Consider the following 26,984-nt stretch of genomic DNA (forward strand, 5'->3'; position numbering starts at 1 on the left):
GGTCCTCGCACAGCCCACGCTCACAAAGGGTACGAGCGCATCCAATGGTGCATCTCCGCGGTTCCGCGCATGAAGTGGCGGGAACCAGGGTCGTTGAGAAACCCGTGCTCGGCGTCGCTCACCACGATCTCCGTTGTCGGCACTCCAGCGTGGATCAGTTGCTGGGCGAACCTCTTTCCGGAGGCACGCAAGCTGTCTCGCTGCGCGTCGAGGATAAGCGTCGCAGGAAGTCCCGCAGGGTCACCTTCGCCAGGAAAGGCGCGCGGATCGGCAAGGCCATCGACTGCCCCGACATAGTTCGTGTTCATCCGCGTCAGCCACTCATCGGCGCTCGCGTCAGTCAGCGTCCGCAATTGCTCGCCTTCGGCATCCTTGTGGAGTGGGAATCGCGCGTGGAAAAGCCCGTAGACGAGCACCAGCCCCAACGGTTGCGGGCGTTGTTCATCGCGTAGGCGGATCGCGGCACTCGCTGCGATGCACGCTCCCGCACTCGCACCTCCGAGAAAGGCAGACCCGTCAGGAACGAGGTCGAAGAATGCGCGAACCACATCATCCCGAGCGGCCGGGTATCGACTCTCCGACTCGTCGGGAGCGAGAGGTCCGGCATCCGGGATCGGAGGGGCGAGCCGGTACTCCACGGTTCTCACGACCTGGCCCATCCCCGCCAGCCGACGAGCGACAGCATCAGACTCGGGCATGTCGGTGCTTCCCCCGGCGAAGCCACCGCCGTGCACCCAGAGCATAGGGGGCAGCTCAGATGGTGTCCGTGGCACGTAGTCACGGACGAGAACGGGCGCCGGGTTCGCCAGCGTCAGGTTGCGGATGTCAACGGTCACGCCGGCGCTTCGTCGATGCTCGCTCGGTGTGCCTCGAGGATGGCCTGATAGGTGAGTCCCGACTGCTTGAGCGTTCGTGTTTGGGACTCGTAGTCGACGTGCACGAGCCCGAAGCGCTTCGTGTATCCCTCGGCCCACTCGAAGTTGTCGAGCAGCGACCAGGCAAAGTACCCCAGGAACGGAATGGCCCCGTGGGCGCATCTGGCCGCTTCGTTCAGGTGCCCCAGAAGATATTCGACACGTTCAGTGTCGATGATGTCACCGGCGGCGCTGACCTCGTCATCCCAGGCCGATCCGTTCTCCGTGACGTATATCGCGGGCGGCGCATACAGTTCATGAGTCCGGCTGATGATGTCCGAGAGACCCTGTGCGTGCACTTCCCATCCCATCGCGGTGTACACGCCTTCCGGTTGAAGTTCGCGCGCACCGGTGACGACGACTTCGTCGTCGGCGGAGAGCACGGCCCTCGCGTAGTAGTTGATACCCACGTGATCGATAGGAGACGCGATGATGTCGAGGTCGCCGTCTTCGATGGGGATCTCCGTACGGAAAAGACTCCGCGTGACCGGATGGTACTCACCGTGGGTAATCGGGTGGAGAAAGAGCCAGTTGCGGTAGACCTCGAAGCGTTCGGTCGCAACGCGATCCTCACGCGATGTCGTGTCCGACTCACCAGGCGTCATGCTCAAGGCGATGCCGATGTCCGCGTCGTCAGGGAGCGCAGCACGGAGAGCCTGCACCCCGAGACCGTGCGCGAGCAGAGCGTGATGCATGCCGCGTACTGCGTTCTCCTCGGACCGCTGACCGGGAGCGTGCACCCCGTGAAGATGGCCGAGGAACGTGAACACCCAGGGCTCGTTGAGGGTCGCCCATCGCTTCACACGGTCGCCGAGCCGCTCCGCGACGGCAGCGGCATACTCCTGGAATCGATACGCAGTGGATCTGTCCGCCCATCCGCCGTTGTCCTGCTGCCACTGCGGGAGGTCCCAATGGTAGAGAGTAAGGAACGGGTCGATGCCGGACGAGAGCAGTTCGTCGACGAGGTGATCGTAGAAGTCCAGGCCCTTCGCATTCACCACACCGTCAGATGCAGGCACGATGCGGGGCCAGGCCATGGAGAACCGGTACGAACCGACGCCAAGGTCGCGGAGTATCTCCAAGTCCTGTGGCCACCGATGGTAATGGTCATCCGCGTGCTCCAGGGTGTGCCCGCCGCTGATCGCACCGGGGACTCTCGCAAAGGTGTCCCAGATGCTCGGGGAGCGCCCGTCGGCGTCGATCGCTCCTTCGATCTGCGCGGCTGCTGTCGCTGCCCCCCAGAGGAAGTTCGGAGGGAAGCGCCGGCCGAGGGATGCCGCTGCAGTGGCGAGGTCGTCGGGGAGGGAATGAGTCTGGCTCATCATGTCTATTCCGTTCGTTGAAGGATGTCGGTCTGGGGTCACTGGCCCGCGTGCCCCTGCACGAAACGCGAAGCGGGAGTTCCGAGGAGCGCAGCGTCCGGAACGAGGGGCGGAATCGTTGCGTCATCCGGCAGGATGATGGTCACCGCCTGGCGAATGTCGCGCGATGAAGCGCCGACCTCGACGCGGAACTCGCCGCCTTCCCTGCGCCATACACCGCGCCGTCCGTCACTGCGTTCGGCCGCAGCGTCCCAGTACGCGAAGTCACGGTTCTCGAGCAGGAACTCCACCTGAACGGATTGTCCGGCGGCGATCTGCAGCTTGTCGAACGCGCGGAGCTCGCGGAGCGGACGATGCACTTCGGCATCCGGGTCGCCGACGTAGACCTGCACGATCTCAGAGCCGTCGACGTCACCGCTGTTGGTGATCGTGCTTCTCACGCGCACCACGCCGGCATTCTCATCGATGATGTCAACCGACAGGTCTGTGTATTCGAATGTGCTGTAGGACAGCCCGTGCCCGAACGGGTAGCTCACTGCCCTATCGAGAGCGTCGTACCAGCGGTAACCGATGAACACGCCTTCTCCGTAGAGGACAGTCCCTCGCTCCCCTCCCCAATTCGGTTGCCCCGGCGTATCGCCGAGTGCGATCGGGAAGGTCTCCGACAGCTTTCCCGACGGGTTGGCGCGCCCGAAGAGGGCATCAGCGATCGCGTGTCCCATCCCCTGGCCACCCAGCCAGGTCTGAATCACGGCATGGGCGCGATCATGCCAGCCTTCCATGATCACCGGCGACCCTGTGGAGAGCACGACCACGAGTGTCGCCCCCGAACGCGTGCTGATGTCCGCCAGACGAGAGAGGAGGACACTCTGATCCTGAGGGAGATCAAGCGAGTCTCGGTCGTTCGCTTCCTGCTCGAACGCAAGAGGAAGCCCCACGAAGACGACGATGGTATCCGCGTCTTCGGCGACGGCGGCGGCGTCCTGATGGAGACGCTCCGCAGTGTCAGACAGGGGCCCTTTGGAGAGCTGTTGTACGGCCGCGGCGTACTGAAGCTCCTTGGCGAGAGTTGCCGAACGCCGGGGTACCGACGGGCTCTCATCCACGACCGCGACCCCGTGGGCGTCGAGGATCGCGAGGTTGTCATCCTGGTAGGCGTTCTTCACCGAGTACACGTACCCGGGTGCGTACGCAACGCGGTCACCAGCAATTGCACGAATCGCCTCGAGGGGAGAGTCCACCCGCGTCGGGTCGACACCGGATGAACCCCCTCCTTGCATCCGCGCGTGCTCAGCGAAGGCGCCAATCACTGCGATCCTGTTGCCTGATTCTTCGGTGAGAGGGAGAGTCCGATCCTCGTTGCGAAGAAGCGTGAGGCATGCGGCGGCAGCTTCACGGGCGAGCTCATGATGGGCGTCGGCCTGCAAGGCCGTGAGTTGCGCGTCGGTGAGCCTGTCCCCCGCCGAGTGCCCGAGGCTCATCACCGACCCATCGACCAACCCCTCTCCCGGGTAGGTGCGGGCGACGAGTTGGAGGACACGACGCGCCGCTGTCGTGACGATCTCTTCGTCGAGGGCTCCGGAGCGGACTGCGGTAACGATCTCGCTGTCGGTACGCCCCTGCGTTCCCGGCATCTCCAGGTCCAATCCGGCTTTCAACGCGGCAACGCGATGGTGGACCGCATCCCAGTCCGAGACAACGGCGCCCTGGTACCCCCATTCCTCGCGAAGCACTTCGGTGAGCAGCCACGCGTTCTCCGAGGCATGGATGCCGAGAACTCGGTTGTACGAGCACATCACTGTCCACGGGTTCGCCTTCTTCACCACGCGCTCGAACGCCGAGAGGTACGTTTCGCGAAGAGTGCGCTCATCGGCGACCACGGAGATCCTCGTGCGTTCGATCTCTTGGTTGTTTGCAGCGAAGTGCTTCAGCGAGGTTCCCACACCGGTGGACTGCACGCCCTCGACATATGCGGCCCCCATCTCTCCCGAGTGAAGGGGATCCTCCGAGAAGTACTCGAAGTTCCGTCCGCACACCGGTGAACGCTTCATGTTCACGCCAGGTCCGAGGACAACCTGGACGCCTTCAGCGCGTGCTTCTTCCCCAATCGCAGCGCCGACACGGCGCATAAGGTCTCGATCCCAGGATGCTCCCATCGCCGATGCGGTCGGGAACCCTGTCGCCGGAACCCACACCATGTCCACGCCGGTCTCTTTCCGCAGGCCATGTGGCCCATCGCCGACCTCGATCGCGGGGACGGCATCCGGGAGGCCGGGTCGGTCGATCGTCTGCGTGAACCAGTCGTCGACACCGGAGAGCAACGAAGCCTTCTCTTCGAGGGTAAGAGCGGCGAGTACGGCGTCGACATCGAAGGGTGGGAGGGTCATTGCAATCTTCCTTGGTGTGGAGTGCTGTGCGGTTGATTCGCGCGGCGGAGGTGCGGGCGGGCACGTCGAAGGGGCCGTCGTGCCCGCCCGCGGTCTGGGCTCTACTTCAGGGGCGGCAGAGCATCTTTCTGAAGCTCGAGGAACTCGTCGACCATTGCGACAGCCCGGTTGTGGTTGTCGACGATCGGGTCGAGGAGAACGGCCTGAAGGAGCTTCTCCTTCGACTGCTCGACGTAAGCCTCGACGAGCAGCTTATGGATAGACCCCTGGAGTCGGATCATGGCGAAGATCCCTTCCGGGAGAGGTTCCATCTGAAGCGGCACCAGTCGGCCGTTCTCGGCGCGAGCAGGGACCTCGACGACCATCTCGTCAGGCAGTCCGGGGATCGCGCCGTTGTTCGGGATGTTCACGGCCGGCAGAGGACGCTCGACACCGCAGGCGACCCACTCGATGATCGGGATCGCGAGTTCCTCTGAGGACTCGAGAGGCTGGTCTTCGAGAGACACGATCGGTCGCGGTGCGTGCAGGGGCCGATCCGTGTCGACGGCGCCGATGTGGTAGTGCCATTCGGGGGTCTCTGCCCCGTCCCTCCACGGCGAACCTTCGCCGGGATCGGTGAAGTACTGCAGCTGAGCGGGCACGTAGTCGTCAGCCCAGGAGATGTACTCCCCGATGTGGTTCGCGCTCGGCGATGGCCAGAGGCCGAAGCGTCGGAAGAGGATGCGCGACAGACCGATCTCGTGCCAGTCAGAGACCCAGTTCGCATCGCGCTCACGTTCCCGCAGCCTCGGGTAGAGATCTTCACCAGTTGCGCGATCGCGGACCTCCTGGAACCACGTGAAGTGGTTGATGCCGGCCGCGGGCAGTTCGAGCTGCTCGCTCGGAATGTCCAGGAGGGAAGAGATCTGCTTCACGCCGGCGAAGTACCCATGGCACAGACCGACGACCTTCACCGACGTCAGGCGTGAGATCGCCTCGCAGACCTTGTGCTCCGGGTTGGAGAAGTTCAGGAACAGCGCATCGGGAGCGTGCGATTCAATGGCACGGGCGATCTCCAGGAGAGGACCGAACTGCCGGAGCGCATGGAACAAACCGCCGGGACCGCCGTTCTCTCCGTAGACCTGCTTGAACCCGTACTTCCGCGGGATGGTGAAGTCCTGCGACCAGTAGTGATAACGGTCGACCTCGATCGCGGTGACCACGAACGAGGCGCCCGACACTGCCGGTACGAGATCTGTGGTCGACGAGACAGTGGCCGAATGGTGAAGCTTCTCGATGAGCTGTCGCGTGTACGTTTCCATTTCGGCGAGAGGTTCAGCGGCGATGTCCATGAGGACGATCTCCAGCTCCTTCTCCGCAATAGGGCCGCTCAGCAGGAGATCCCGGACGATCTTTCCGGCGAACTCGCGGCTGCCTGCTCCAATCAGTGTGACCTTCATGCGCGTGCACTCTCCGTTCTCGATGGGTTTTGGGACGTCTTTACGGCGCTGTGCCGTGCGAGGGCGATGGCTCCGTGCACCGGCGGCTGGTCGAGGATCACGAACGGGATATCCGGATGGGTTCGAGCAAGCGCCGTGCGCAGGGCGTTCTGAAGGCGGGGCTGCTTCTCGATCACGGAACCGCCGGCGACGATCGCTCGGGCGGCGACCCCGCGTTCGAAGAGCATCCTCACCAGCTGCGCAAGTTGCGCACCTGCGCTCTCGATGACGAGGAGAGCGAGAGTGGACCCCTCGTCTGCTGCCGCGAAAACCTCGGGCGCATGCTGTCCCCAGCTCTCCGCTCCCGCATCCTGGGTGGCGGCCAGCGCGAGTTCTGCGGCGTCGCCGGCCCCGAAGGCCGCCATGAGACGTTCGATGAGCGGATCGATCGCGCCGCCGCGGTCCAGATGAGAAAGGGCCGCCGTCACCGCGTCGCGGACGAGCCCCGGCGCGCTTCCCTCATCACCGAGGAGCCACCCCCACCCCCCGGCAGTGATGAGCTGTTCAGATGCGGTTCTGGCTGTTGCGATAGAACCAGTACCGACGACGACGCCGATCGCGTTCACCTGACCCACCGCCAGCGGCATGAGCTCAGAATCATTCACAACCACCACCGGCCCGAAGAACTGGGTACGCAGCTCTCCTGCAAGTTCGTCGCATTGACTGGCGTTGTCGCACCCATGCGCGCCGACAGCGAGAGGCGCGTGCAGTGCCGCATCCCCGAGCAGGCGAACCAGGAGGTTTCGCAGCCCCATAGCGTCGGCACGAGCATCGCCCAACTGGGGTCGCCAAGCGGCTGACGCCACGATGACGTCCTCAAGCAGGGCCCCCGTCGCATCGTCGACGGGGGCGGTGGCGACTCGGGTCTTCGTGCCCCCGATATCGACACCGATTACGAATGGGCGGATCTCAGACACGAACGTCAGCCGCCATGTCGGCAAGAATGAGAGGGTTGCGGCACTCGGTGACGATCGTCGCCGGCCACGTCGCGTCGTAGGCGTCTGCCGTGGTGATCCTGGTGAACGCCGTCTGCTTGTGGTCGCCGGTGAGGATCATGATCACGGATTCCGAGAGGCGCGCAATGGTGTCGATGCCGACCGTGATGCCCTTGCGCGGCACCATGTCGAGCTCTACGAATTCAGGGAATGTGTCCATGTTGTCGCGGCGGGTCGCCTCACCGAGATCGACGAGATGGGTCCCGGCGGAGCGGTCGGTCCCGGGCTGGTTGAACGCGACATGCCCGTCACTGTCACCTGAGGCCAGGATGAACAGGTCGATCCCGCCCGCCGATTCGATACGGACGTCATAGTCGCTCGGGTTCTTTGGATCCGCTGTCCAGATCTCTGTCGGTGCGGGAACACCCGCGGCTGCGGCCGCGGCGGTCAGGGGGCTGAGGATGTCCCGGCGTGCGAACCCCAGGCATGAGTACGACGCGTCTGGATCGACGATCTGGAACGTTCCGTCTTCGTTCTCGAGAACGTAGTCATCCATCATGACGATGACGAGGGTGGACAGGTCCGCTCCTGCCGCGACACGACGGGCGAGAGCGGCGTACACGGGGACGGCGGTGCGCCCGCTCGGGCAGCCGAGCAGGAAGGGCCTACGCCCCTTGGCCTCGATCAGGGCGACGATCCTGTCGGCGACCGCTTCGCCGATGCTATCCGGGGTCGGGAGAATTTCGGGTGTGATGTTCACGGTTCTTGCTTTCGATTCGAGTGACGGGAGAGAGCCGGTCATTCCTTGATGGCGCCGGCGAGCATTCCGGATATGAACTTGCGCTGGAAGATCACATAGAGGATCAGCACGGGTGCGGCGACGATTAACCCGCCCGCTGCCATGAGGTTGATCTGCGTGACGTGTTTCCCTTGGAAGACGCCCAGGGCGACAGTGGCGGTCTGGTTGTCGCCGTGCAGGAACACCAGCGACAGGAAGTAGTCGTTCCAGGTCCACATGAAGCTCAGCAGAATGAACGTGTAGACCGCTGGCATGAGGTTCGGGACAGCGATCGACCACAACATCCGCATGGGCCCCGCGCCGTCCATCTCCGCTGACTCGAAGATCCCCCGAGGGAGAGCTCGGAATGCGGCGCGCATCCAGAAGATGCCGAATGGCACGCCCATACCGACGTGGATGAGGATGATGCCGAAGAGGTTGTTCGTGAGGCCGAACGACCGGAACTGGTAGTACAGCGGAACGATGATCGCTTCGAGGGAGATCATCATGCCCAACAGCACCAGCGGGAAGAAGACTTTGTCTCCCATGACGCCCAGGACCCCGAAGGCGTATCCGCCGAGTATCGATAGCAGAACCCCGAGGATCACCACGGCGGCGGTGATCGCGAGCGACACCACCATCGATCGGGAGAAGTCCGCGCTGTTCCACGCATCGAGGAAGTTGTCCCAACGAATCTCGCCGGTGGCCCGTCCTGCACGGTCTGGGCTGAGCGCCGCCGTCACGAATGTGGCAACCGGCCACAGCACGATGAGTGCCATCACCGTGAGGATGCCATAATTCCAGATCTTCTCTGTGCGAGAGGACATACTCACTCCTTCTCCGAGACACGCGTGATCACGACGGCGATGATCATGCACAGCACTGCCATCACGACACCGATTGCAGCCGCTTGACCTACGTTGGGGTTGACGAACGCAGCCTTATAGAGGGCCACGGACGGGGTCAGGGTTGAGGTGCCGGGTCCGCCGCGGGTTGTGATCCAGATGAGGTCGAAGGCCCGCAAAGCGCCCGTGATGGTGAGAGTGAGGGCGATCGCGAGTTGTCCTCGCAGCCCCGGAAGGGTCACGGTGAAGAACTCACGGACTGGACCCGCACCGTCCATCCGCGCGGCCTCGTACAGCTCAGGCGGGATGGATGAGGCACCGGCGATGAACAGCACCATGCAGAACCCGAAGGCCCCCCAGGTTCCGATCAGGCCGACTGCAGGCAGAGCCCAAGTGAAGTCACCTAGCCAGTTCTGAGCCAAGGCGCCGAGTCCGACCGCGCGAAGGGCTTCATTAATCGGGCCTTCCGGGGCGTACATGCGCTTGAACACCAACGCAATGACGACGCTCGTGAGCACCTGCGGGAGGAAGAAGATCCACCGGTAGACGCCCATGCCTGGACGCTTCGACGACGTGATGAGAGCGGCAGAGACAAGCCCCAACGCAATCGGTAGGAGCGCGAAGAAGACGATAAGGACGAGAACATTCCCCAACGTCGATCGAAGAACCGGGTCGGCGAAGAAGTTGATGTAGTTGTCGAGCCCCACCCAGACGGAAGCGCCCACCCCGTTCCATTTGTAGAACGAGAACTGCACGGACTGCACCATCGGCCACAGCACGACCAGCCCGTAGAGCAGCAGACCGGGAGCAGCGAACAGGAGCCCTGCCCGCCGCATGCGGCGCCGAGCCAGTGACGTGCGCTGTCGCCGACGCGGCACCAGAAGCGTCGTCGTGGTGGCGGGACCGCCGTCCGCCGTTTCCGGCGTTCCGGCGGCCCCGAGGTGAGCGACGCTCATCTCACGAACCCTGCCCTGCGAGGAACGTCTCACGGTCCGCGTCCACGGCCTTGGTGAACTCTTCGGGTGTCGTCTTCCCCGCAAGGAGCAGCTGGGTGTTCTGCGTGAGAACGTCGAGCATCGTCGGGCTCGCCCAGTCGAAGTAGGGTACGTAGCCGTCGTCAGAGTCGAGGGTCGCCGTTGCGTTCGCTTCGCCGGTCTGGCTGAGAACGTCGGGAATGTCAACCTTGTTGAGCATCGGGACCAGGCCCAGGTCAACCGCCGCCTGGCTGGCATCCTTGGACATGAGGAAGTCGAGGAAAGCGGCTGCGACGTCCGGGATCTTCGACTTCGCCGAGATCACCATCGCGCCCGCGGACGCGCCGACACCGACCGTGGTGCCCCCCTTCTCCTGCGGAAGCTGAATGTACCCGAAGTCGTTGAGGCGGTCACCGGTGATGCCGAGCGAGCCCGTGTAGTCCCAGCGGAACACGGCATCGCCGTCGAGGAAGTTGGCCAGAGAGGTCTGGTAGTCCAGGCCTTCAAAATTGGGGGTCAGCCAGCCATCCTTGTTCCACGCCGCAAGCGTTGCCGCAGCATCGGACAGTCCTGTGTCCGCCGCGTCGACATCGGTAGACCCGTAGACGAAGTCGTTGATGTCGCTCTCCGAGCCGTAGACGCTCTGCAGCCCGAGCAGCGCCGCCGTGTTGCCGTCCAGTCCGCTGTAACTGAAAGGCACCTGGCCGGCAGCCTTCACCTTCTTCGCCGCGGCTTCCAGCTCCTTGAGCGTGGTCGGCACCTCAATTCCGAGTTCATCGAGCTTCTCGGCGTTGTAGTAGATGCCGATGAGGGACGCGGATGCGATGGGGGTGGCGAACCACGAACCGTCACCGATGCTGCTGAAATCGTCTGCGAACTGGTTCTGGCGGGCAATCGTCGTCGGCGCGAGATCATCCCAGCCGTAGAGATCGACGTAGTCGTCAAGATTCAGCACCAGACCGCCCTGCCCGAGGGTGCCGAGCGACGACCACCCGTTGTTCGCGGATGCGATGTCCGGGCCGCTGTCGTCCTGCAGCTGCAGGTTGAGCGTGCTCGTCAGCTGCCCCCAGTCCTCCTGGGTGCGCTTGATCGTGACATTCGGGTACTTCTTCTCGAACTGATCGATCATCTGCTCGATCCAGTCTCCCTGGAAGAAGTCAGACAGCTTCAGGGTCACGTTGCCGGCGGCGGCAACATCTTTCGACACGGTACTGGGTCCGGATGCTTCCCCTCCCCCGCCCCCTGGCGCACAGGCAGCCAGGCCCAGCATCGCAATTGAACCGATCGCGAGAGCAGTCGCGGTGCGCGTCTTCCTTGAGAACATGCTCACTCCGTTGTGTTGTACAGCTGTAGTCGGGTACGAGGCGCGGTGCGCCGTGGCACATCACGCTAACAGTTGTGAACCAGTTGCGCCAGTTCTGATCCAGAAATACTCAATATTGATCCAGTTACGGTGCGTGGTATGCTCCGTTCGTGATCCTCGCACGAACAGCCACTCACGCATACGACCAGTTGTCGACAGACCTGGAACTCGGAATTCATGCCCCGGGAAGTCGGCTGCCCGGTGAACGAGAGCTCTCAGAGCGAATCGGGGTAAGCCGTGCGACACTTCGCGCGGCCCTCGGGGCCCTCGAGGAAGAGGGGCGGCTCGTACGCTCCGCACAGAGGGGGTGGTTCGTGCCCTCTCAGGTTGTAGGAGAGCCGCCGAGCACCCTGCAGTCTTTCACCGAGATGGCACGCGCGAGAGGACTGCGCCCCACCGCAACAGTTCTCAAGCAACAGCTTCGCCCCGCAAGCTTCGACGAGGCCGAGCGTCTGCGCATCGCGCCCACAGCCCCGGTCGTTCAGGTAGACAGACTCCGCGGCCTTGACGGAACACCCGTGTGTTTCGACGTCGTGGTCGTCCCCGAGCAACGAGCTCCCGGGTTGGACACCGCCGATCTCCGCGATGCATCTCTATATGAGACTTTGAACATTCTCGTAGGCGCTCCGATTCATCGCAGTGCGTACGCAGTCACCGCCGCGATCGCTGACCCGCCGCTTGCGAAGCTGCTCGGGACCACAGCGGGAACCCCCATCCTCATCGGCGAGGAAACCGCATACACCGCTGACAGTGTGCCCATCCTTCTCGGCACCAATAAATACCGCGGCGACGCCTACAGGTTCGAAGCCGATCTGTACCGACGTTTTCCCACCTGAGTCGAACCCGTCAGCGCCGCCCATCACAACCCGCTCTCGAAAATGAGAGCTCGAGCGGCAGGCGAAATGCACGTCCTGACGGAAGGCACTACGAACCTGCATAGCCAGCGGAATACCCGCAACCATGTACCAAGGGTGTGCACCCCCTCGGCACATGGCGGGGGTGGGCTCACATGCACCCTGCCACATGCACGCCGGTCTGGGGAATCCGTGCGTGCAGTGGCATGCTATCCGCTCCCGCCGGAAGAAGCCCCTCCTCGATTCCGGATTCGCTGTGAACAAATTCGCACACCCAGGCCTCAGTTTCAACCATTTCATGTTCGTGAACGAGTAGGCAGACTGAGTTTCTTCCGCCCGTCACTTCTCGATCGTGTGCAAAGGAGCACTCATGACGAATACCTCCGCACCCTCTGCTGAATCCCGGTCGGGCCTCAGACGCGTCGTCGCGGCGTCTATGGCCGGCACCGTCGTCGAATGGTATGAGTTCTTCCTCTACGCCTCGGCCTCGACGCTGGTGTTCGGCACCGTGTTCTTTCCCCCGTCGGATGACCCGTTCGCGGGGATCATCGCCGCGTTCGTCACGTACGCGGTCGGGTTCCTCGCACGTCCCCTCGGCGGAATCGTTTTCGGCCACCTGGGCGACAAGTACGGCCGCAAGCGGCTCCTCCAGGTCAGCATCCTGATCATCGGCGCAGCCACGTTCCTGATCGGCTGCCTGCCCAGTTTCGGCCAGGTCGGCTATCTCGCTCCGGCGTTGCTGGTCGCACTCCGATTCGCGCAAGGCTTCGCGATCGGTGGGGAATGGGGTGGCGCAGTCCTCCTCGTCGCGGAGCACAGTCCGGACCGCGAACGTGGTTTCTGGGCGAGCTGGCCACAGGCAGCGGTACCAGTGGGCAACCTGCTGGCAACACTCGTGCTGTTCGTGCTGTCCACTTCCCTGCCCTCAGAGGCATTCCTCGGATGGGGCTGGCGAGTAGCCTTCTGGCTTTCCGCCGTCATCGTCCTCATTGGGTGGTATATCCGCACCAAGGTCACCGAAGCCCCGATCTTCACGGAAATGCAGACGGCACAAGCGGAGGCCGCCTCTACAAGCTTCGGCCCCTGGGACGTCGTGCGTCGCTACCCGCGGGGGGTGTTCGTCGCCATGGGGCTCCGCGTCGCCGAGAACATTCTGTACTACGTGGTCGTGACATTCTCCATCGTCTACCTGACCCAGGTCGTCAAAGAGGGCACTTCCGCGACCCTCCTCATCCTCGTTGGCGCGCACATCGTGCATTTCATTGCCATACCGCTGTTCGGACGTCTCTCGGACCGGATCGGCCGCCGCCCCGTGTACGCAGCCGGAGCCTTCCTTGGCGCTGCGTGGGGGTTCTTCGCTTTCCCGATGATGCAGACCGCGAATCCACTCATCATCTGGCTCGCCATCGCGCTCGGTCTGGTTTTCCACGCAGCGATGTACGCCGGCCAACCCGCGATCATGGCGGAGATGTTCCCGACGCGTATGCGCTACTCCGGTGTCAGCCTCGGATACCAGGTCACCTCGATCTTCGCCGGCTCCCTGGCCCCGATCATCGCGACGAGCCTGCTCTCCCAGTACGCGTCCAGTGTCCCCGTCGCGATCTACGTCGCGATCGCGTGCGCCATCACACTGATCGCCGTTGCAGCCGCAAGAGAGACGCGCGGAGCGGACCTGCGTGCGATTGATGAGCAAGACCGCGTAAGTCGCGAGGCGCCCGCGTCCTCGGCACGCTGACGCGTCGCACGGCAGTTGTGGGGCGCAATCAACCGGATGGCGCCCCACAACCACGCACGGTTCCGTTCAAGGACGCGCCCCGAGAAGGTCAAGCTGAACAGCGGCGATCCGCTCGCGCATCGCCGCAATGAACGCGAGCACGGTCGGCTGGCGCAGCGCCTCGGGGTGGCACACCAGCCAATACGGGAGCACGACTCCGAACTCGCCGGGGAGAATCCGGACCAGATCCGGATGACGGTCGGCGAGGAACGCAGGCAACAATCCCACTCCTGCGCCGGCGCGGGTCGCGTCCAGGTGGACATACACGTTCGTACTGGTGACGGCATCCGTCATCGGCGGCAGGTGCCTGCGGGCATCGTCTAGCGCGTCTACCTGCAGCATTGATTCGATGAAGTACACGAGGGAGTGCCGTCCGAGGTCCGCGAGGGTCACCGGGACGCCGGCCGTCTTGAGATAGTCTCGGCTCGCGTACAGCGCGAGTGCGTAATCCGCGAGATGGACCCGCTCAGCTCGGTGCACGTGAGGTTTGCCCACGACGACTTCGAGATCCACGCCGCTCCGCTGCAACGCGGCCCGCCTCGTCGCTGCGACGATCTCCAGCGACACAGCAGGATGCGAACGGCGCAACGCTGCGATGGCCGGGGCGGCGATGAAACCGCTGAAGCCGTCCGTGGCTGCGAGCCTCACCACGCCCTCCAGAGCACCTGGCGGGCGCCGAAGCGCGGCGACGGCGCGCTCGACCTGCTCCGCAGACTGCGCGACTCTCTCCCCCAAGGCGGTGACCTCCCACCCACCGAGCCCGCGCGTGAGCACCCTCGCCCCCAAGGCGGATTCGAGGGTCTCCACGCGGCGGGCTACGGTCGTGTGCGCGACCCCCATTGAGGTCGCAGCGGTCGTGTATCGCCCTGTACGGACCACCGCGAGGAACGCCAATAGATCATCCGCGCTGACCGCCGCACGAGGTCCGTCGATCATCGTGATGCCCAGCCACTGCCATTGATTGGAGACATGACACGAGCATAGTGATGGCGAGATTGCCACCACGTCAAGACTCCCGAGGCTACATGATCGTCACAGGGCGCCGAAGATGACCGTTCCCTCGAAGATCACGGCATCACGCTGAATGCTCGCCACCGTATCGGGTGCTGCCTCGTGCGGGTCGGCGCTGAGGACGACCAGGTTGGCGAACTTGCCCGGTTCTATCGACCCCGTACGGTCATCGTGGCGCAGCTGGCGGGCTGCATCGATCGTGTACCCCTGGAGCAGGCGGGCTGCTCCGATCGCCGCCGACGCATCCGGTCGGACGCTGTCGGAATACGTCGCCGGGGCGAGCGGGTACTCCGGATCGATCCGTGTCATCGCGACCTGCATCCCGAATAGCGGCGCCGCGCGGTGCAGTTCATAGGCAGTGACGATGTCGCTGGAGAACGTGAGCAGCGCCCCGTGGTCGGCGATCTGATTGAACCTGTACATCCGCTCCCACCGCTCCGGCCCGAGATGCGCGCGTGAAGAATCACCGAAGTACCCGCCCGACCAGTGCGGAGTCCAGTTCACGATGATATCGAGTTCGGCAGGTCGTGGGATGTCGGCGTCATCGACGAGTTCGCAATGCGCCAGAGTGACCTGGATCACCCACCGTTCCTCCCCTGTTGCGGCCCGTGCAGCAGCCACAGCGTCACACGCGACACGGAACGCCCTGTCCCCTGTCACGTGAATGTGGACATCCACACACTCACCGTTGGCGATGCGAAGACACTGCGTGAGCTCGTCGACTTCCATGCCGATCTCACCGTGGCCGCCCCCGTGTCCGTACAGCGGGGCGAGAAGGGCGCTGTTTGCACCTTCGTTTGTGCCATCGAGGAAGAGTTTGAGCGTGCGCACGCGAACATGCGAGGTCGCGTACCGGTCGTCATAGTCGCGTGCCCGCGCGATCGCCTCCGTTATGTCGTCCTTGGTTCGGAAACGAATCGCACCCTCGTAGTTCAGGTGAAGCCGCCCCTGGCGCTCCAGTTCTGCAAGAGCCTGGAGTATCTCGTCGCTGTCGACCACGGCGTCCAAGATCGCGGTAACGCCCTGCTGAGTGAAGTAATCCAACACCTGCGCTAACCGGTCCGGGGTGATGTGTTCCGGGGGGCGCCAACCGAGCGCGTCGTACATGGTGTCGAGGAAATGTAGGTGCACCATCTCACGCAGCCGACCAGTCGGTTCGCCCCGCTCGTCGCGGAAGAACATCTCCAGACCTGGCACGGGATCCGGGGTGTCTCTTGTGATCCCCATGAGTTCGAGCATGCGGCTGTTCACCCAGTGCTCGTGTTCGCTGAAGTCCTGGCACAGCACGGGCCGATCAGAGACCACAGAGTCCAGCAGCTCCTTGGTGGGAGGCGCGTCGCTGAAGAGCTCGCTCGGGTAGTACTCAAAATAGAGGTAGGGAGCTTCTTCCGGTGGATGCGCTTCGGCGTAGCGGCGGATGAAGTCGAGGATCTCATCGAGATCCGTCGTCCATGGCAGACGAACATGCCACAGGCTCTTCGCGACAGCACCGGGGTGGGAATGTGCGTCGATGAAGCTCGGCGTTACGGTGCGCCCTCCGAGATCGTGCACATCGAAGGCTGCGTCGTCACCGGACCAGGCGGCGCGAGCGCCGACGAACACCACACGGTCCTCTTCAATCACGATGGTGTCCACGATGCTCCCCGTGGCGTCGAAAGTGTAGATCCGCGCGTTCGTCAGGATCAGTCCCATGTTCTTACCTCGATGTTCATGGTGTGAGTCGGCACCGGTGGCACGGCAGTTTGAGATGGCCACACAGGCAGTCACTCCGCAGCCAGCAGCAGCAACTGGCGTGCGGTCGCATCGGTCGCCGCTCGGCAACGCCATCCGAGGGCAGCCATGGTGGCCGCCCCGTAAGCGAACGAAACTACGGCGAAACCTGTCTCATACGCGACGTTGGGGGCAAGGTCGGGGCATTCTTGCAGCAGCGCATCGGCGACAGTCTTGGCGATGGCCTGATACATGCCGCGGATCGGGCCGTCGCTGCGGGGGTTCGCCGTCTCGTAGGCGATGAGCTGGTCGAACACCACATTGTCCCGCACCGCGCCGTCCTGCCAGGCATCTCCGAAAAGGGTGTCGTAGACGGCGAGGCGTTTGCTGCCGAGTTCTGCTTCATCGACGTGGCGTTGAAGATCCGGTGCGTAGCGATCAGTGAGCGCCTCGACGAGGGCACGTAGCTGGTCGTCCTTGTTGCCGAGGTAGTGACGGACGTGACCACGAGTCCAGCCAGACTTCTCCGCGATGCGCGCGGTGGTTGCTCCCGCGACACCGACCTCCATGATGACCGTCTCCATCGCCTCCAGGATCTCCGCGCGACGTTGCTGAGCAAGGCTCGGACGCATGTGCTTCTCACTTCCTCGTGCAATACAGCCGTCAGTCTGTCATACTCGCCTAGTTGATTGTCACAGTGACAAACTATTCACGAAGGAGTGGCATGGAACATCCGCGTTCCTACGCACTGTGCGGAGTCTCGATCGTCGACGGCCTGGGGTCTGCGGTCAGTCATGACATGGTCGTCGTTGTAGTTGACGGGCGAATCGACACCATCACAGAACGCGCAGATTACCGACCGCACCCGGATGTGAAGCCACTGGATCTGTCGGGGATGTGGTGCATGCCGGGAATGATCGACGCTCACGTGCACTTGTCCGGCGGACGCGCAGGGCTTGTGGATCAGGAGATGGGGGTGATCGCCGAGCCGATGCTGGTGCGGGCGATGCGCTCCGTCTACGAGGCGCAGGCGATACTCAAGCGAGGATTCACGGCCGTGCGGGACGTGTCATGGAACGGTCTGTACCTGAAGCGGATCTTCGCCGAGCAGACCCTGCCTGGCCCCAAGGTGATCGCTTGCGGACCGGGACTGACCCGCACCGGCGGGCACGCCGATCTGCATCAGTTCACCCCCGACTATGTGCAAGAGCACGGCGTCTTCGGGCTCCTCGCCGACGGCCCCGACGAGATCCGGAAGAGCGTACGCCGACTGCTGCGCGAAGGAGCCGACGCGATCAAGATCTTCGCCAGTGGCGGTGACAACTGGCCCCATGATCGCAACGCCGACCTGCACTATTCCCGCGAGGAGCTTCAGGCCGCCGTCGACGAAGCGCATCGCCAGTCGGGAACGATCGTGATGTGTCACGCCGAGAACCCCGCCGCTGTCCGCGCAGCGGTCGAGGCGGGGGTCGATACGATCGAGCACGGCGAATGCCTCGACGACGAACTGGTCGCGCTGATGGCCGAGCGCGGGACCATCCTCGTGCCCACCCTTCAGTTGATCGCGAACTGGCACAGAGACTTCATGCCGTCCGGCTCAGAACGAGAAGAAGTGCGCCCCAGCGCCTTCCTCTACCGCGACCACTACCGCCACGATGATGCACGACATGACGACTATGCCCGCGAGGTGGCTAAGAGCTTCCAACGCGCACTTCACGGCGGCGTCCGCATTGCGCTAGGGTCCGACACGGTCTATGAGCCGCTGACGACCTACGGCGAGTACAGCGCCCTGGAGCTCAAGGCCCTCGTAGAGCATGGTATGACGGTCAGTCAGGCCATTGTCGCAGCAACCTCCACAGCGTCCGCCGCACTGGGAATGAGCGACGTGATCGGCTCTGTCGAGGTAGGCAAACAGGCAGACCTGATCATCCTCACCGCAGACCCGACCTCATCCGTCGACGTGTTGTACGACTCCCGCAACATTCACCTGACCTTCTGCGACGGAGTATTGACCGTCGTCGACGGCTCCTTCGCCTGGTAGCACCCGATCGCCCGCATTCGAGGAGGAATGATGAGCACACCCCCCACGACCGCCCCCGCCCGGGGATTTCGTCGAATCCTGAAATTGCGGCATCTTGTCGCGTTCGGTCTCGCATATCTCGCCCCGACCGTGGTGTTCAACTATTACGGGATCGCCACGACACTCACCGGCGGCATGATGGCCCTGGCCTACATCGGCACTATGGTGGCGATGTTCTTCACCGCGTACTCGTACGCCCAGATGGTGAAGGCCTACCCTGTCTCCGGTTCGGCGTACACGTATGTGCAGCGTTCACTGAACCCCTGGCTGGGATTCGGCACAGGATGGGTGCTGCTGCTGGACTACTTGCTGCTCCCGATGATCTGTTATCTCCTGTTCGGGGTCTATATGAACGAGTACTTCCCGACGGTGCCCACGTTCATCTGGGTGATCGCCGCCGCCGCGTTCGGCGCTGCCATCAACATCATCGGAGTTCGCGTGTCAGGACGACTGAACGTCGTGGTCATCGGCGCGCAGATCCTGTTCAGCGTCGCGATCATCGTCATGATCGTGGCCTTTGTGCTGAGGGGCGGTGGAGCGGGCGGGCTCGTCGTTCCGCAGGCGCTCTTCAATCCGGAGACGTTCAACGCGGGGAACATGCTGTGGGCCGCATCTATCCTGTCGGTGTCCTTCCTCGGCTTCGACGCCGTGTCCACCCTCGCCGAAGAGGCACAAGAGCCTGGCACAACGGTACCCCGTGCAATTATGATCGTCTGCATCGGCGCCGGCATCGGGTTCGCGGTGATCTCCTACTTCCTGCAGATCGCATGGCCGAACGCGCAACACGAGATCACCGATCCGGACGTGGGTATCTTCGAGCTACTCCCCCGGATCGGCGGCGACGCCCTCAGTACCGCGTTCTTTGTCACAGATCAGACTGCGAGCATCATGGCCGCCATGGCCGCCGTCGCCGCAGTGTCGCGGGTGCTCTACAGCATGGGACGCGACCGCATGCTCCCCCCGCGAATCTTCGGCAGACTGTCGTCCCGCTTCGGCACGCCGGTGAACAACATCATCCTCACCTCCGTGCTCGCACTCACCGCCGTGTTCTACTCCGACAATCTCATCGGCGCAGCCTCATTGACCAGCTTCGGCGCGATCACCGGATTCGTCATGGTGAACGTGTCCGTCATCGTGCACTATGTGGTGCGCGAGCGACGCCGCAGCGCCACCGACCTGACGCGCTACATGGCGATTCCCGCTGTGGGAATCCTCGTCAACGGTGTGCTCTGGATCAACATCGACACGTCTGCGAAGCTACTGGGGTTCATCTGGCTCGGCATCGGAGCGGTCTATCTCGGCATCGTCACCCGAGGCTTCCGCCACCTCCCACGCGCAATACCTGATGAGGGCGACAGCGACACCACGAACGTCGCTTCTCCCTCCGACCAGATCGGTACAGACCCCGAGAGGATCGCAAGACTGTGATCGATCCACGCAACCACGACGACACAGTCTTCGACACCGTCATCGTCGGCGCCGGCGTCGCTGGGCTGTCAGCCGCGCGACTTCTCGCACAAGCCGGACGACGTATCATCGTGCTCGAGGCCCGCGACCGCATCGGTGGACGCGTGACGACCCATCGCTCGGCGAACGGCGTGACCACCGACCTCGGCGCGTCCTGGATCCACGGCATCATCGACTCCCCTGTGCACGAGGCCGCAACCGCATACGGGATGCCCATGCTCGAGTTCACCGTCGGCGGATACCAACCCGACAGCCGCCCCATCGCGCACTACGGACCCGACGGACTCCGGCTGGCTCCGGCGTCCGAACACGCTTACGTCGCCGATATCCGCACGATCGACCTCGCATTGCGACAGGTCATAGCACTCTCGTCGGCGACCGCTTCGTACCTCGACGTCACAGAACAAGCCCTGCTCGCGCAGGACTGGGGCCCCGAGCGTACGCAGCGTGTGCGCGAGTACCTCGAACACCGTGCAGAGGAGCAGTACGGAGTGAACCGCCGAGATCTCGCCGCGCATGGTCTAGACGACGACGCGATCGACGGCGACGAGGTCGTCTTTCCCCACGGTTACGACCACCTGCCCGCACACCTGGCTCAACGCCTCGACATCCGACTGGAACACCCTGTAACCAGAGTGCAGTGGTCACAGAACAGCGTGACCGTCTCGACAACGAAGGGGGACTTCGCTGCGGCAACCGCAGTCGTCACCGTCCCCGTCGGCGTGCTCCAATCCGGCGATTTCGAGATCACCCCGCCGCTCCCGGAACCCAACTCCTCAGCTCTGGCACACATGACCATGAACGCGTTCGAGAAGATCTTTCTCCGCTTCCCGAAACAGTTCTGGGACGAAGACATCTATGCGATCCGACAACAGGGCCCCGGCGGTGCGTGGTGGCACTCTTGGTACGACCTCACACCGCTGCATCAGACCCCCACCCTGCTGACCTTCGCCGCGGGTCCCGCCGCAACCGCAACGCGCGGGTGGAGTGAGCATCGCGTCATCGACTCGGTCCTCGCCCAGCTTCGACGCCTATACGGAGATAAGGTGCCCGATCCGAGCGAGGCTCATGTCACCGCTTGGCAGGACGACCCGTGGGCGCGCGGTTCTTATGCGTACATGAACATCGGTGCAATCCCCGACCATCATGACCTCATCGCCACGCCGGTCGGCGGCGCACTCCATCTCGCCGGCGAAGCGACATGGACCAACGACCCCGCAACGGTCACCGCAGCGATGCTCTCCGGCCACCGTGCAGCTACACGGATTCTCAACCGCGAGATCCCGATCGCGCGGCTCTGGAGCTGACCTGCGCGATATCATCCCGCGGATGCGTCGGTCGGGCCCGTAGCGATCCAGGGCGCTGCGGGGCCGCTGGCGACAGCTCCCTCGGCGACCGCATCGAACGCAGTCGGCTCCCCCTCATCTTCGACTATGGTGTCCAGCGACGCGCGTAGCGGCACCTCCTTGATGAAGATAACGAGGGCGAGCCCCGCGATCAGCATGGGGATCAGCATCGCGAAGACAGGGGTGAGTGCGTCATTGTAGGCGCCGACGATGATGTCTCGGTTTTGGTCGGGCAGCGCGTTGACAGCTGCGGGCGTGAAGGAGTTCGTATCTCCTCCCAAGGCTCCTGCGGGCATGCGCTCGGCGAGCAGGTCGTTGAGACGGGCGGTGAAGAGGGCGCCGACGATGGCGCCGCCGAGGGACGCACCGATCTCGCGGAAGAAGTTGTTCGATGCGGTCGCGGTGCCGACCTGGGTGTCGGGGAAGGAGTTCTGCACGATGAGGACGAGGATCTGCATGCAGAGCCCGATCCCCGCGCCGAGGACGAACAGGTAAGCCAGGATCACCCAGAGCGGCGTGTCGACGGTCATGGTGGACAGCAGCCAGAGGCCTGTGGCGACGACGATCATGCTCGCGATCGGCATCCATTTGTAGCGGCCGGTCTTGGAGGCCAGGAACCCTGTGGTGATCGCGGTGAACATCAGGCCCGCGATCATGGGGAGCATCATGAACCCGGAGATGGTTGCGTTGACCCCGGTGGCCATCTGCAGGTAGGTGGGCAGGTATGCGAGGGCGCCGAACATCGCGACGCCGATGAACAGGCCGGCCGCGGTGGCGAGGACGAAGTTTCGGGACTTGAACAGGGCCAGCGGGATGATCGGTTCGGAGGCCTTGTACTCGGCGAGGACGAACAGTGCGGCGAAGACCGTGGCGATGACAAGGAGCCAGATGATCGTCGGCGAGTTCCATTCGTATTCGGTGCCACCCCAGGAGGCAACCAGGATGATCGCAGTGACGGCGACCGCCATCGTCAGCGTTCCCAGTAAATCGAACCGCACCTTGGCGTTGTGCTTGGGGAGCTTGAGGAAGACGACGGCGAGGGCGATCGCGACGAGGCCGAGGGGGATGTTGATCCAGAACGCCCACCGCCAGCCGACCGACTCTGTGAACCAGCCGCCAAGAAGCGGACCTGCAACAGAGGATATCCCGAACACCGCGCCCATGATGCCCATGTATTTGGAGCGCTCGCGGACGGGGACGACGTCAGCGATGATCGCCTGAGAGAGGATCATCAGCCCTCCCCCGCCAATGCCCTGAACAGTGCGGCCAACGATCAGCCAGGTCATGTCCTGCGCAGCACCGCCAATGATCGAGCCGATCAGGAAGACGCTGAGGGCGCCGATAAACAGGCCCTTGCGTCCGATCAGGTCGCCAAGCTTGCCGTAGATGGGCATCATGATCGTCGCAGCGACCAGATACCCGGTCGTCACCCAAAGCATGTGGTCCACGCCGTGCAACTCACCGACGATCGTCGGCAGCGCCGTAGAGAAGATCGTCTGATCCAGCGACGACAACAGCATCGCAACCAGCAGCCCCGCGAACACAAGCAGGATGCGACGTTTGTCCGTCGGCAAGGCAGGTGCGGGAGACTCTTGGGAGGTGGCGGGCGCAGTGGTTTCAGTCACCCCTCCATGTTTCCCGCGGTGTGCTGTCTGCGCGTCCCGCAGACGTGGCATCTTCGTGTACTGCGATTGCGGTACACGAAGATCATTACCCCGGCCTGAGGAGCCCGGATTCGTACGCAAGGATCACGAGTTGGGCTCGGTCGTGTGCGTGGACTTTGGTCATGATCCGGTTCACATGTGTCTTCGCTGTGTGCGGGGAGATGACCAGGGTGTCGGCGATGTTCTGGTTGGACAGGCCTTTCGCGACCATGAGCAGGACTTGCTGCTCCCGTTCGGTCAACGACTCCAATGCGGGCGATGTTCCCGCGACCTCCGTCGAGCCGGCAGGAACGACGAAACGGTCGATGAGCGCGCGGGTAGCCGCCGGCGATAGGAGCGCATCGCCGGCGTGCACGGCCCGGACGGCGCGGACGATCTCGTCGGGTTCTGCGCCTTTGCCGACAAAGCCGCTCGCACCGGCGCGGAGCGCGGCGACAAGGTACTCGTCTTCCTCAAAGGTCGTCAGGATCAGCACCTTCGTGCCGGCGAGGTCAGGATCGGCGCAGATCTCGGCGGTGGCGGCGATACCGTCGATCTCGGACATGCGGATGTCCATCACGACGACATCAGGACGCAGTCCCCTCGCACGAGCAATGGCTTCGCGCCCGTCGGCGGCCTGGGCGACCACGGTGATGTCGGTGTGGCCGGCAAGGATGTCGGTGACGGCTTGTCGGATGAGGGGCTGGTCATCAACGATGAGCACGCGTGTCATGGTGTCGCCTCTCGGGCAAGCGGCAGCACGGCCTCGACCTTCCATCCCGCCGGCGCTGGACCTGCGGTGACGCTGCCTCGGACGGCGGCGATGCGTTCCCGGAGGCCAATGAGTCCGAGTCCCGACCCCCGCGGCTCGTCGGCGATGGCCGCGGCGGCGTCCATCGGATTGGTGACGGTCACCCCGACGGTGTCTGTGGCGACGTGGATGAGGACATGCGCACGATGCTCTGTGCTGTGTTTGTGGGCGTTGGTGAGAGCTTCCTGGACGACACGATATGCGACAAGATCTGTGGCCCCGGAAACCCGGCCCGGATCGCCCTCAATACGGGTATGGACGTCGAGTCCCGACACTGCGAAGGAGGCCACGAGCTCCTCCAACTGTCCCAAGCCCGCTTGGGGCCTCGGCGCAGTCCCGCCATGCTCGTCGGCGCGGAGCATCGCCATGAGGTCCCCGATCTCTCGCAGCACAGTCCGGGCCGCTGCCCGGATCGTGGCCAGCGACTCCTTCGCCTTCTCTGGGCGAACGTCGACAACGGAAGAAGCCACACCTGCGCTCAGACTGATCACCGAGATCTGATGGGCGACAGCGTCATGCAAATCTCGAGCGATGCGCAACCGTTCCTCACTGACCCGGCGAAGCGCTTCCGCTTCCCTCGTTTGCACGGCACGTTCGGCGCGCTCGGTGATCGCTGCGATGTAGGCACGGCGAGACCGTGCCCCGTCGCCCGCGGCCGCCGCGAAGGCCACGAGGAGCCCAAACTGCAGGACGCGCGGATCCAGTGGGCTTCCCACCGATACCAGCAGCGAGAGCAACATGAGCGTGATCGCCGCGCACGATCCGATGATGAACCCGCGCAGCCGTGTGGTGCGGGTCGCGACGTGGAACACGGCAACTGCCACGGCGATACCCGCCCCGGGAGACAACGTTCCCGCTGCCGCCGCGACGCCGAACACGATCACCAACAGCACCAGCACTGCGGCTGGCCAGCGTCGCCGCCAGGGCAGAATCACCACCGGCGTGAGCACCAGGACCATGACAGCCGGGCCTACCGGCAAGAACTCCGCGACAGGCCCAGGCAGGAAAGCAGTCGCAACGACGATCAGAGCGACGAGGACATCAGGCAACCACCGGGGAGCCGGATGCGGGTCCTTCGGCACCTCGGGCAGGTCGATCTGCTGTGTCACGACTCCATTCTGCCCTCCCCCGCGTATACCAGGTCATCCCATAGCCGTGGTATCCCCTTGTACTGCGAACGCGGTAGGTGAGGTGTCCGCGTCTGTGGGACGCGTGCCGCACCCCGAACCGCGAGGGTGGAAGTAACTCGATCACGAACGGAGCACACTGGCAATGACCACCCCGATCCTGCACGTCCAAGACGTGCGCAAGTCCTACGGACGAGGCCCGAACCGATTCGACGCGCTGAAAGGTGTGTCCTTCACAATCGACGAGGGCGAGTCCGTCGCCATCGTCGGCAAGAGTGGCTCCGGGAAGTCGACGCTCATGCACGTCCTCGCTCTCCTGGACGCGCCAGACTCCGGACGGATCCTCCTCGAAGGCACCGACACCGCCACGCTTCGGGGCTCGAGACTCAACAAGACCCGCAACAAGACCTTCGGGTTCGTGTTCCAACAGTTCTTCCTCACCGGCAACAACAGCGTCGTCGATAACGTCATCCTGCCGCTGAAGATCGCTGGCATCCGCCGCGGCGAACGCCGCCGGCGCGGCCTGGCCGCGCTCGAACAGCTCGACCTCGCCGACAAGGCAAAGAACAAGGCCCTCAACCTCTCCGGCGGTCAGAAACAGCGCGTCGTGATCGCCCGCGCCCTGGTGAACAACCCGCGGATCATCTTCGCCGACGAACCCACCGGCAACCTCGACACCGCCACCGGCGCCGCCGTCGAAGACATCCTCTTCACCCTCAATCGGGAACACGGCATCACGCTCATCGTCGTCACCCACGACGAAGAGCTCGCCGCCCGTTGCGACCGCCGCATCGTCATCCGCGACGGCCAGCTCATCCAGGACACCCACTCGGAGGTGGCCGCATGAAAACTCCAGACCTGATCCACTCCGCGATCTCCAACACATTCCGCTCGAAGACCCGCACGATCCTGACAATCCTCGCGATCTTCGTCGGCGCGTTCACCCTCACCCTCACCAGCGGCCTCGGCACCGGGATCAACCAGTACATCGACAACACTGTCTCCGGCATCGGCGCCTCCGATGCCATGACCGTCACCAAGACCAACAAGGACGCCACCGGAAACACCGGACCGAACTCCTCCAAACCGCGCAAGTACGACCCGAACGCCGTCTCCAACGGCATCCCCGGACAGACCGTCCTCGCACTCACCCCGGACGACATCAACACCCTCAAGCGCATTGACGGCATACGCAGCGTCGATGCGATCCGAACCATCACACCCGACTACATCCAGGCAGACGACGGCCCCCAGTTCGTCGCATCCGTCGGCAGCCTGATCCCCGGCCAGACCGCCGTCCTCGCAACCGGCAGCGAACCCGACCCGAAGACCACCGACCTGCAGGTTGCGCTCCCCGTCGCCTATGTCAAGCCGCTCGGCTTCGACACCAACAAGGACGCCATCGGGCAGACCATCACCATCGGCATCACCGACGCCGAACGCCACCCGCACACCATCGACGCCACAGTCGTCGGCGTGACCGAGGAAGCGCTCGCGAGCCCCACGGGATCCAGCATCCTCATCAACAACGCCCTCAGCGACGCCCTCTTCACCTCGCAGACAACCGGCCTCACCCCTGAGCAAGCCGACCGCTACGCCTCCGCGACCGTCTGGTTCAACCCGGACGCCACCGACAAACAGATCCACGCACTCAAGGACCGCCTCACCGACAAAGGGTTCACTGGGACCACGATCGCCGACCAACTCGGCATGATCACCACCGTCATCGACGGAATCGTGCTCGTCCTCAACGCCTTCGCGATCATCGCTCTCCTCGCCGCAGCCTTCGGAATCGTGAACACCCTCTACATGTCCGTCCAGGAACGCACCCGCGAGATCGGCCTCATGAAGGCGATGGGCATGGGATCCGGCCGCGTCTTCACCCTCTTCAGCCTCGAAGCCGCGTTCCTCGGCCTCCTCGGAAGCGCCATCGGCGCCGGCATCGCCATGCTCGCCGGCTCCGCGATCAGCGGGGTCCTGTCGGCGGGTCTGCTCGCAGACCTCCCCGGGCTCACCCTCATCGCGTTCCACCCCGCCTCGATCGCCACGATCATCGTCCTGGTCATGCTCATCGCGTTCCTCGCCGGTACTTTGCCCGCGGCCAGGGCCGCGCGCAAGGACCCTGTCGACGCTCTCCGCTACGAGTGAGCACACCGATGGGGCGG

22 protein-coding genes are annotated in these 26,984 nt (G+C 63.9%); 7 read left to right on the top strand and 15 right to left on the bottom strand.

The genetic code is table 11. The annotated features are described in order from the left end of the window. Positions 1–20: 20 nt before the first annotated feature. From ACFY5A_RS16050 to ACFY5A_RS16090, 9 genes are all read right to left on the bottom strand, one after another. Positions 21–836 carry an alpha/beta hydrolase fold domain-containing protein gene (locus ACFY5A_RS16050; protein ID WP_387235503.1) on the bottom strand — a complete coding sequence of 272 codons (816 nt, stop codon included), beginning with the start codon at positions 834–836 and terminating at the stop codon, positions 21–23. After that, complete coding sequence (locus ACFY5A_RS16055) at positions 833–2,239, bottom strand: GH1 family beta-glucosidase (RefSeq protein WP_387235506.1); 1,407 nt, start codon at positions 2,237–2,239, stop codon at positions 833–835. Before ACFY5A_RS16055 ends, ACFY5A_RS16050 begins: the two co-directional genes overlap by 4 nt. Before the next feature lie 35 nt (positions 2,240–2,274). Then, complete coding sequence (locus ACFY5A_RS16060; RefSeq protein ID WP_387235509.1) at positions 2,275–4,623, bottom strand: beta-glucosidase; 2,349 nt, start codon at positions 4,621–4,623, stop codon at positions 2,275–2,277. 101 nt (positions 4,624–4,724) lie between these two features. Beyond that, on the bottom strand, positions 4,725–6,062 hold the full coding sequence (locus tag ACFY5A_RS16065; RefSeq protein WP_387235512.1) for a hypothetical protein: 1,338 nt from the start codon (positions 6,060–6,062) through the stop codon (positions 4,725–4,727). Continuing rightward, entirely contained in the window at positions 6,059–7,018 is a 960-nt protein-coding gene (locus ACFY5A_RS16070) for an N-acetylglucosamine kinase (RefSeq protein WP_387235515.1), read from the bottom strand. Before ACFY5A_RS16070 ends, ACFY5A_RS16065 begins: the two co-directional genes overlap by 4 nt. After that, on the bottom strand, positions 7,011–7,796 hold the full coding sequence (locus ACFY5A_RS16075; protein WP_387235518.1) for a 6-phosphogluconolactonase: 786 nt from the start codon (positions 7,794–7,796) through the stop codon (positions 7,011–7,013). Before ACFY5A_RS16075 ends, ACFY5A_RS16070 begins: the two co-directional genes overlap by 8 nt. A 38-nt stretch (positions 7,797–7,834) precedes the next feature. Then, the gene (locus ACFY5A_RS16080) at positions 7,835–8,593 is read right to left on the bottom strand and encodes a carbohydrate ABC transporter permease (RefSeq protein ID WP_387235521.1); all 759 of its coding nucleotides are present in this window, start codon (positions 8,591–8,593) and stop codon (positions 7,835–7,837) included. A 50-nt stretch (positions 8,594–8,643) separates the two neighbouring features. Next, positions 8,644–9,615, bottom strand: a complete 972-nt coding sequence (locus ACFY5A_RS16085; RefSeq protein ID WP_387235524.1) for a carbohydrate ABC transporter permease — start codon at positions 9,613–9,615, stop codon at positions 8,644–8,646. Position 9,616: 1 nt separating this feature from the next. After that, positions 9,617–10,957, bottom strand: coding sequence for an ABC transporter substrate-binding protein (locus ACFY5A_RS16090; RefSeq protein WP_387235527.1), 1,341 nt, complete (start codon positions 10,955–10,957; stop codon positions 9,617–9,619). Positions 10,958–11,106: 149 nt separating this feature from the next. Here ACFY5A_RS16090 and ACFY5A_RS16095 point away from each other — a divergent pair, with 149 nt between their 5' ends. Together ACFY5A_RS16095 and ACFY5A_RS16100 are read left to right on the top strand one after the other, a co-directional pair. Then, entirely contained in the window at positions 11,107–11,832 is a 726-nt protein-coding gene (locus ACFY5A_RS16095) for a GntR family transcriptional regulator (RefSeq protein WP_387235530.1), read from the top strand. A 388-nt stretch (positions 11,833–12,220) separates the two neighbouring features. Continuing rightward, a complete protein-coding gene (locus tag ACFY5A_RS16100) occupies positions 12,221–13,585 on the top strand; it encodes an MFS transporter (protein ID WP_387235533.1) in 1,365 nt (454 codons plus the stop codon). Positions 13,586–13,651: 66 nt separating this feature from the next. Here ACFY5A_RS16100 and ACFY5A_RS16105 read toward each other — a convergent pair whose 3' ends face one another. The 3 genes from ACFY5A_RS16105 to ACFY5A_RS16115 form a co-directional block, all read right to left on the bottom strand. After that, positions 13,652–14,629: a LysR family transcriptional regulator gene (locus tag ACFY5A_RS16105; protein WP_387235535.1), complete on the bottom strand. Its 978-nt coding sequence runs from the start codon at positions 14,627–14,629 to the stop codon at positions 13,652–13,654. A 27-nt stretch (positions 14,630–14,656) separates the two neighbouring features. Further along, positions 14,657–16,327: an amidohydrolase gene (locus tag ACFY5A_RS16110; RefSeq protein ID WP_387235538.1), complete on the bottom strand. Its 1,671-nt coding sequence runs from the start codon at positions 16,325–16,327 to the stop codon at positions 14,657–14,659. A 71-nt stretch (positions 16,328–16,398) separates the two neighbouring features. Beyond that, positions 16,399–16,929: a TetR/AcrR family transcriptional regulator gene (locus tag ACFY5A_RS16115; protein WP_387235541.1), complete on the bottom strand. Its 531-nt coding sequence runs from the start codon at positions 16,927–16,929 to the stop codon at positions 16,399–16,401. A gap of 140 nt (positions 16,930–17,069) precedes the next feature. On the opposite strand from ACFY5A_RS16115, the gene ACFY5A_RS16120 reads away from it, so the two are divergent. Genes ACFY5A_RS16120 through ACFY5A_RS16130 form a run of 3 tightly spaced genes read left to right on the top strand, consistent with a single transcriptional unit; the run spans position 17,070 to position 21,199 of the window. Further along, positions 17,070–18,386 carry an amidohydrolase family protein gene (locus ACFY5A_RS16120; RefSeq protein WP_387235543.1) on the top strand — a complete coding sequence of 439 codons (1,317 nt, stop codon included), beginning with the start codon at positions 17,070–17,072 and terminating at the stop codon, positions 18,384–18,386. Between the two features lie 30 nt (positions 18,387–18,416). Beyond that, positions 18,417–19,853 (top strand): APC family permease, encoded by a 1,437-nt coding sequence (locus ACFY5A_RS16125; protein ID WP_387235546.1) that lies wholly within the window; start codon positions 18,417–18,419, stop codon positions 19,851–19,853. Further along, positions 19,850–21,199 (top strand): flavin monoamine oxidase family protein, encoded by a 1,350-nt coding sequence (locus ACFY5A_RS16130; RefSeq protein ID WP_387235549.1) that lies wholly within the window; start codon positions 19,850–19,852, stop codon positions 21,197–21,199. The genes ACFY5A_RS16125 and ACFY5A_RS16130 overlap by 4 nt, the downstream gene beginning before the upstream one ends. Before the next feature lie 11 nt (positions 21,200–21,210). On the opposite strand, the gene ACFY5A_RS16135 is transcribed toward ACFY5A_RS16130, so the two are convergent. From ACFY5A_RS16135 to ACFY5A_RS16145, 3 genes are all read right to left on the bottom strand, one after another. Further along, on the bottom strand, positions 21,211–22,863 hold the full coding sequence (locus ACFY5A_RS16135; protein WP_387235552.1) for an MDR family MFS transporter: 1,653 nt from the start codon (positions 22,861–22,863) through the stop codon (positions 21,211–21,213). Between the two features lie 85 nt (positions 22,864–22,948). After that, positions 22,949–23,614, bottom strand: a complete 666-nt coding sequence (locus ACFY5A_RS16140; protein ID WP_387235555.1) for a response regulator — start codon at positions 23,612–23,614, stop codon at positions 22,949–22,951. Next, a complete protein-coding gene (locus ACFY5A_RS16145) occupies positions 23,611–24,801 on the bottom strand; it encodes a sensor histidine kinase (RefSeq protein ID WP_387235558.1) in 1,191 nt (396 codons plus the stop codon). The genes ACFY5A_RS16140 and ACFY5A_RS16145 overlap by 4 nt, the downstream gene beginning before the upstream one ends. A 163-nt stretch (positions 24,802–24,964) precedes the next feature. Here ACFY5A_RS16145 and ACFY5A_RS16150 point away from each other — a divergent pair, with 163 nt between their 5' ends. Beyond that, on the top strand, positions 24,965–25,666 hold the full coding sequence (locus ACFY5A_RS16150; protein ID WP_387235561.1) for an ABC transporter ATP-binding protein: 702 nt from the start codon (positions 24,965–24,967) through the stop codon (positions 25,664–25,666). Then, positions 25,663–26,967 carry an ABC transporter permease gene (locus ACFY5A_RS16155; protein WP_387235564.1) on the top strand — a complete coding sequence of 435 codons (1,305 nt, stop codon included), beginning with the start codon at positions 25,663–25,665 and terminating at the stop codon, positions 26,965–26,967. The genes ACFY5A_RS16150 and ACFY5A_RS16155 overlap by 4 nt, the downstream gene beginning before the upstream one ends. Positions 26,968–26,984 lie beyond the last annotated feature (17 nt).

The organism is Microbacterium sp. NPDC012755, from assembly GCF_042901325.1.
GTDB classification, from domain to species: Bacteria; Actinomycetota; Actinomycetes; order Actinomycetales; family Microbacteriaceae; genus Microbacterium; species Microbacterium natoriense.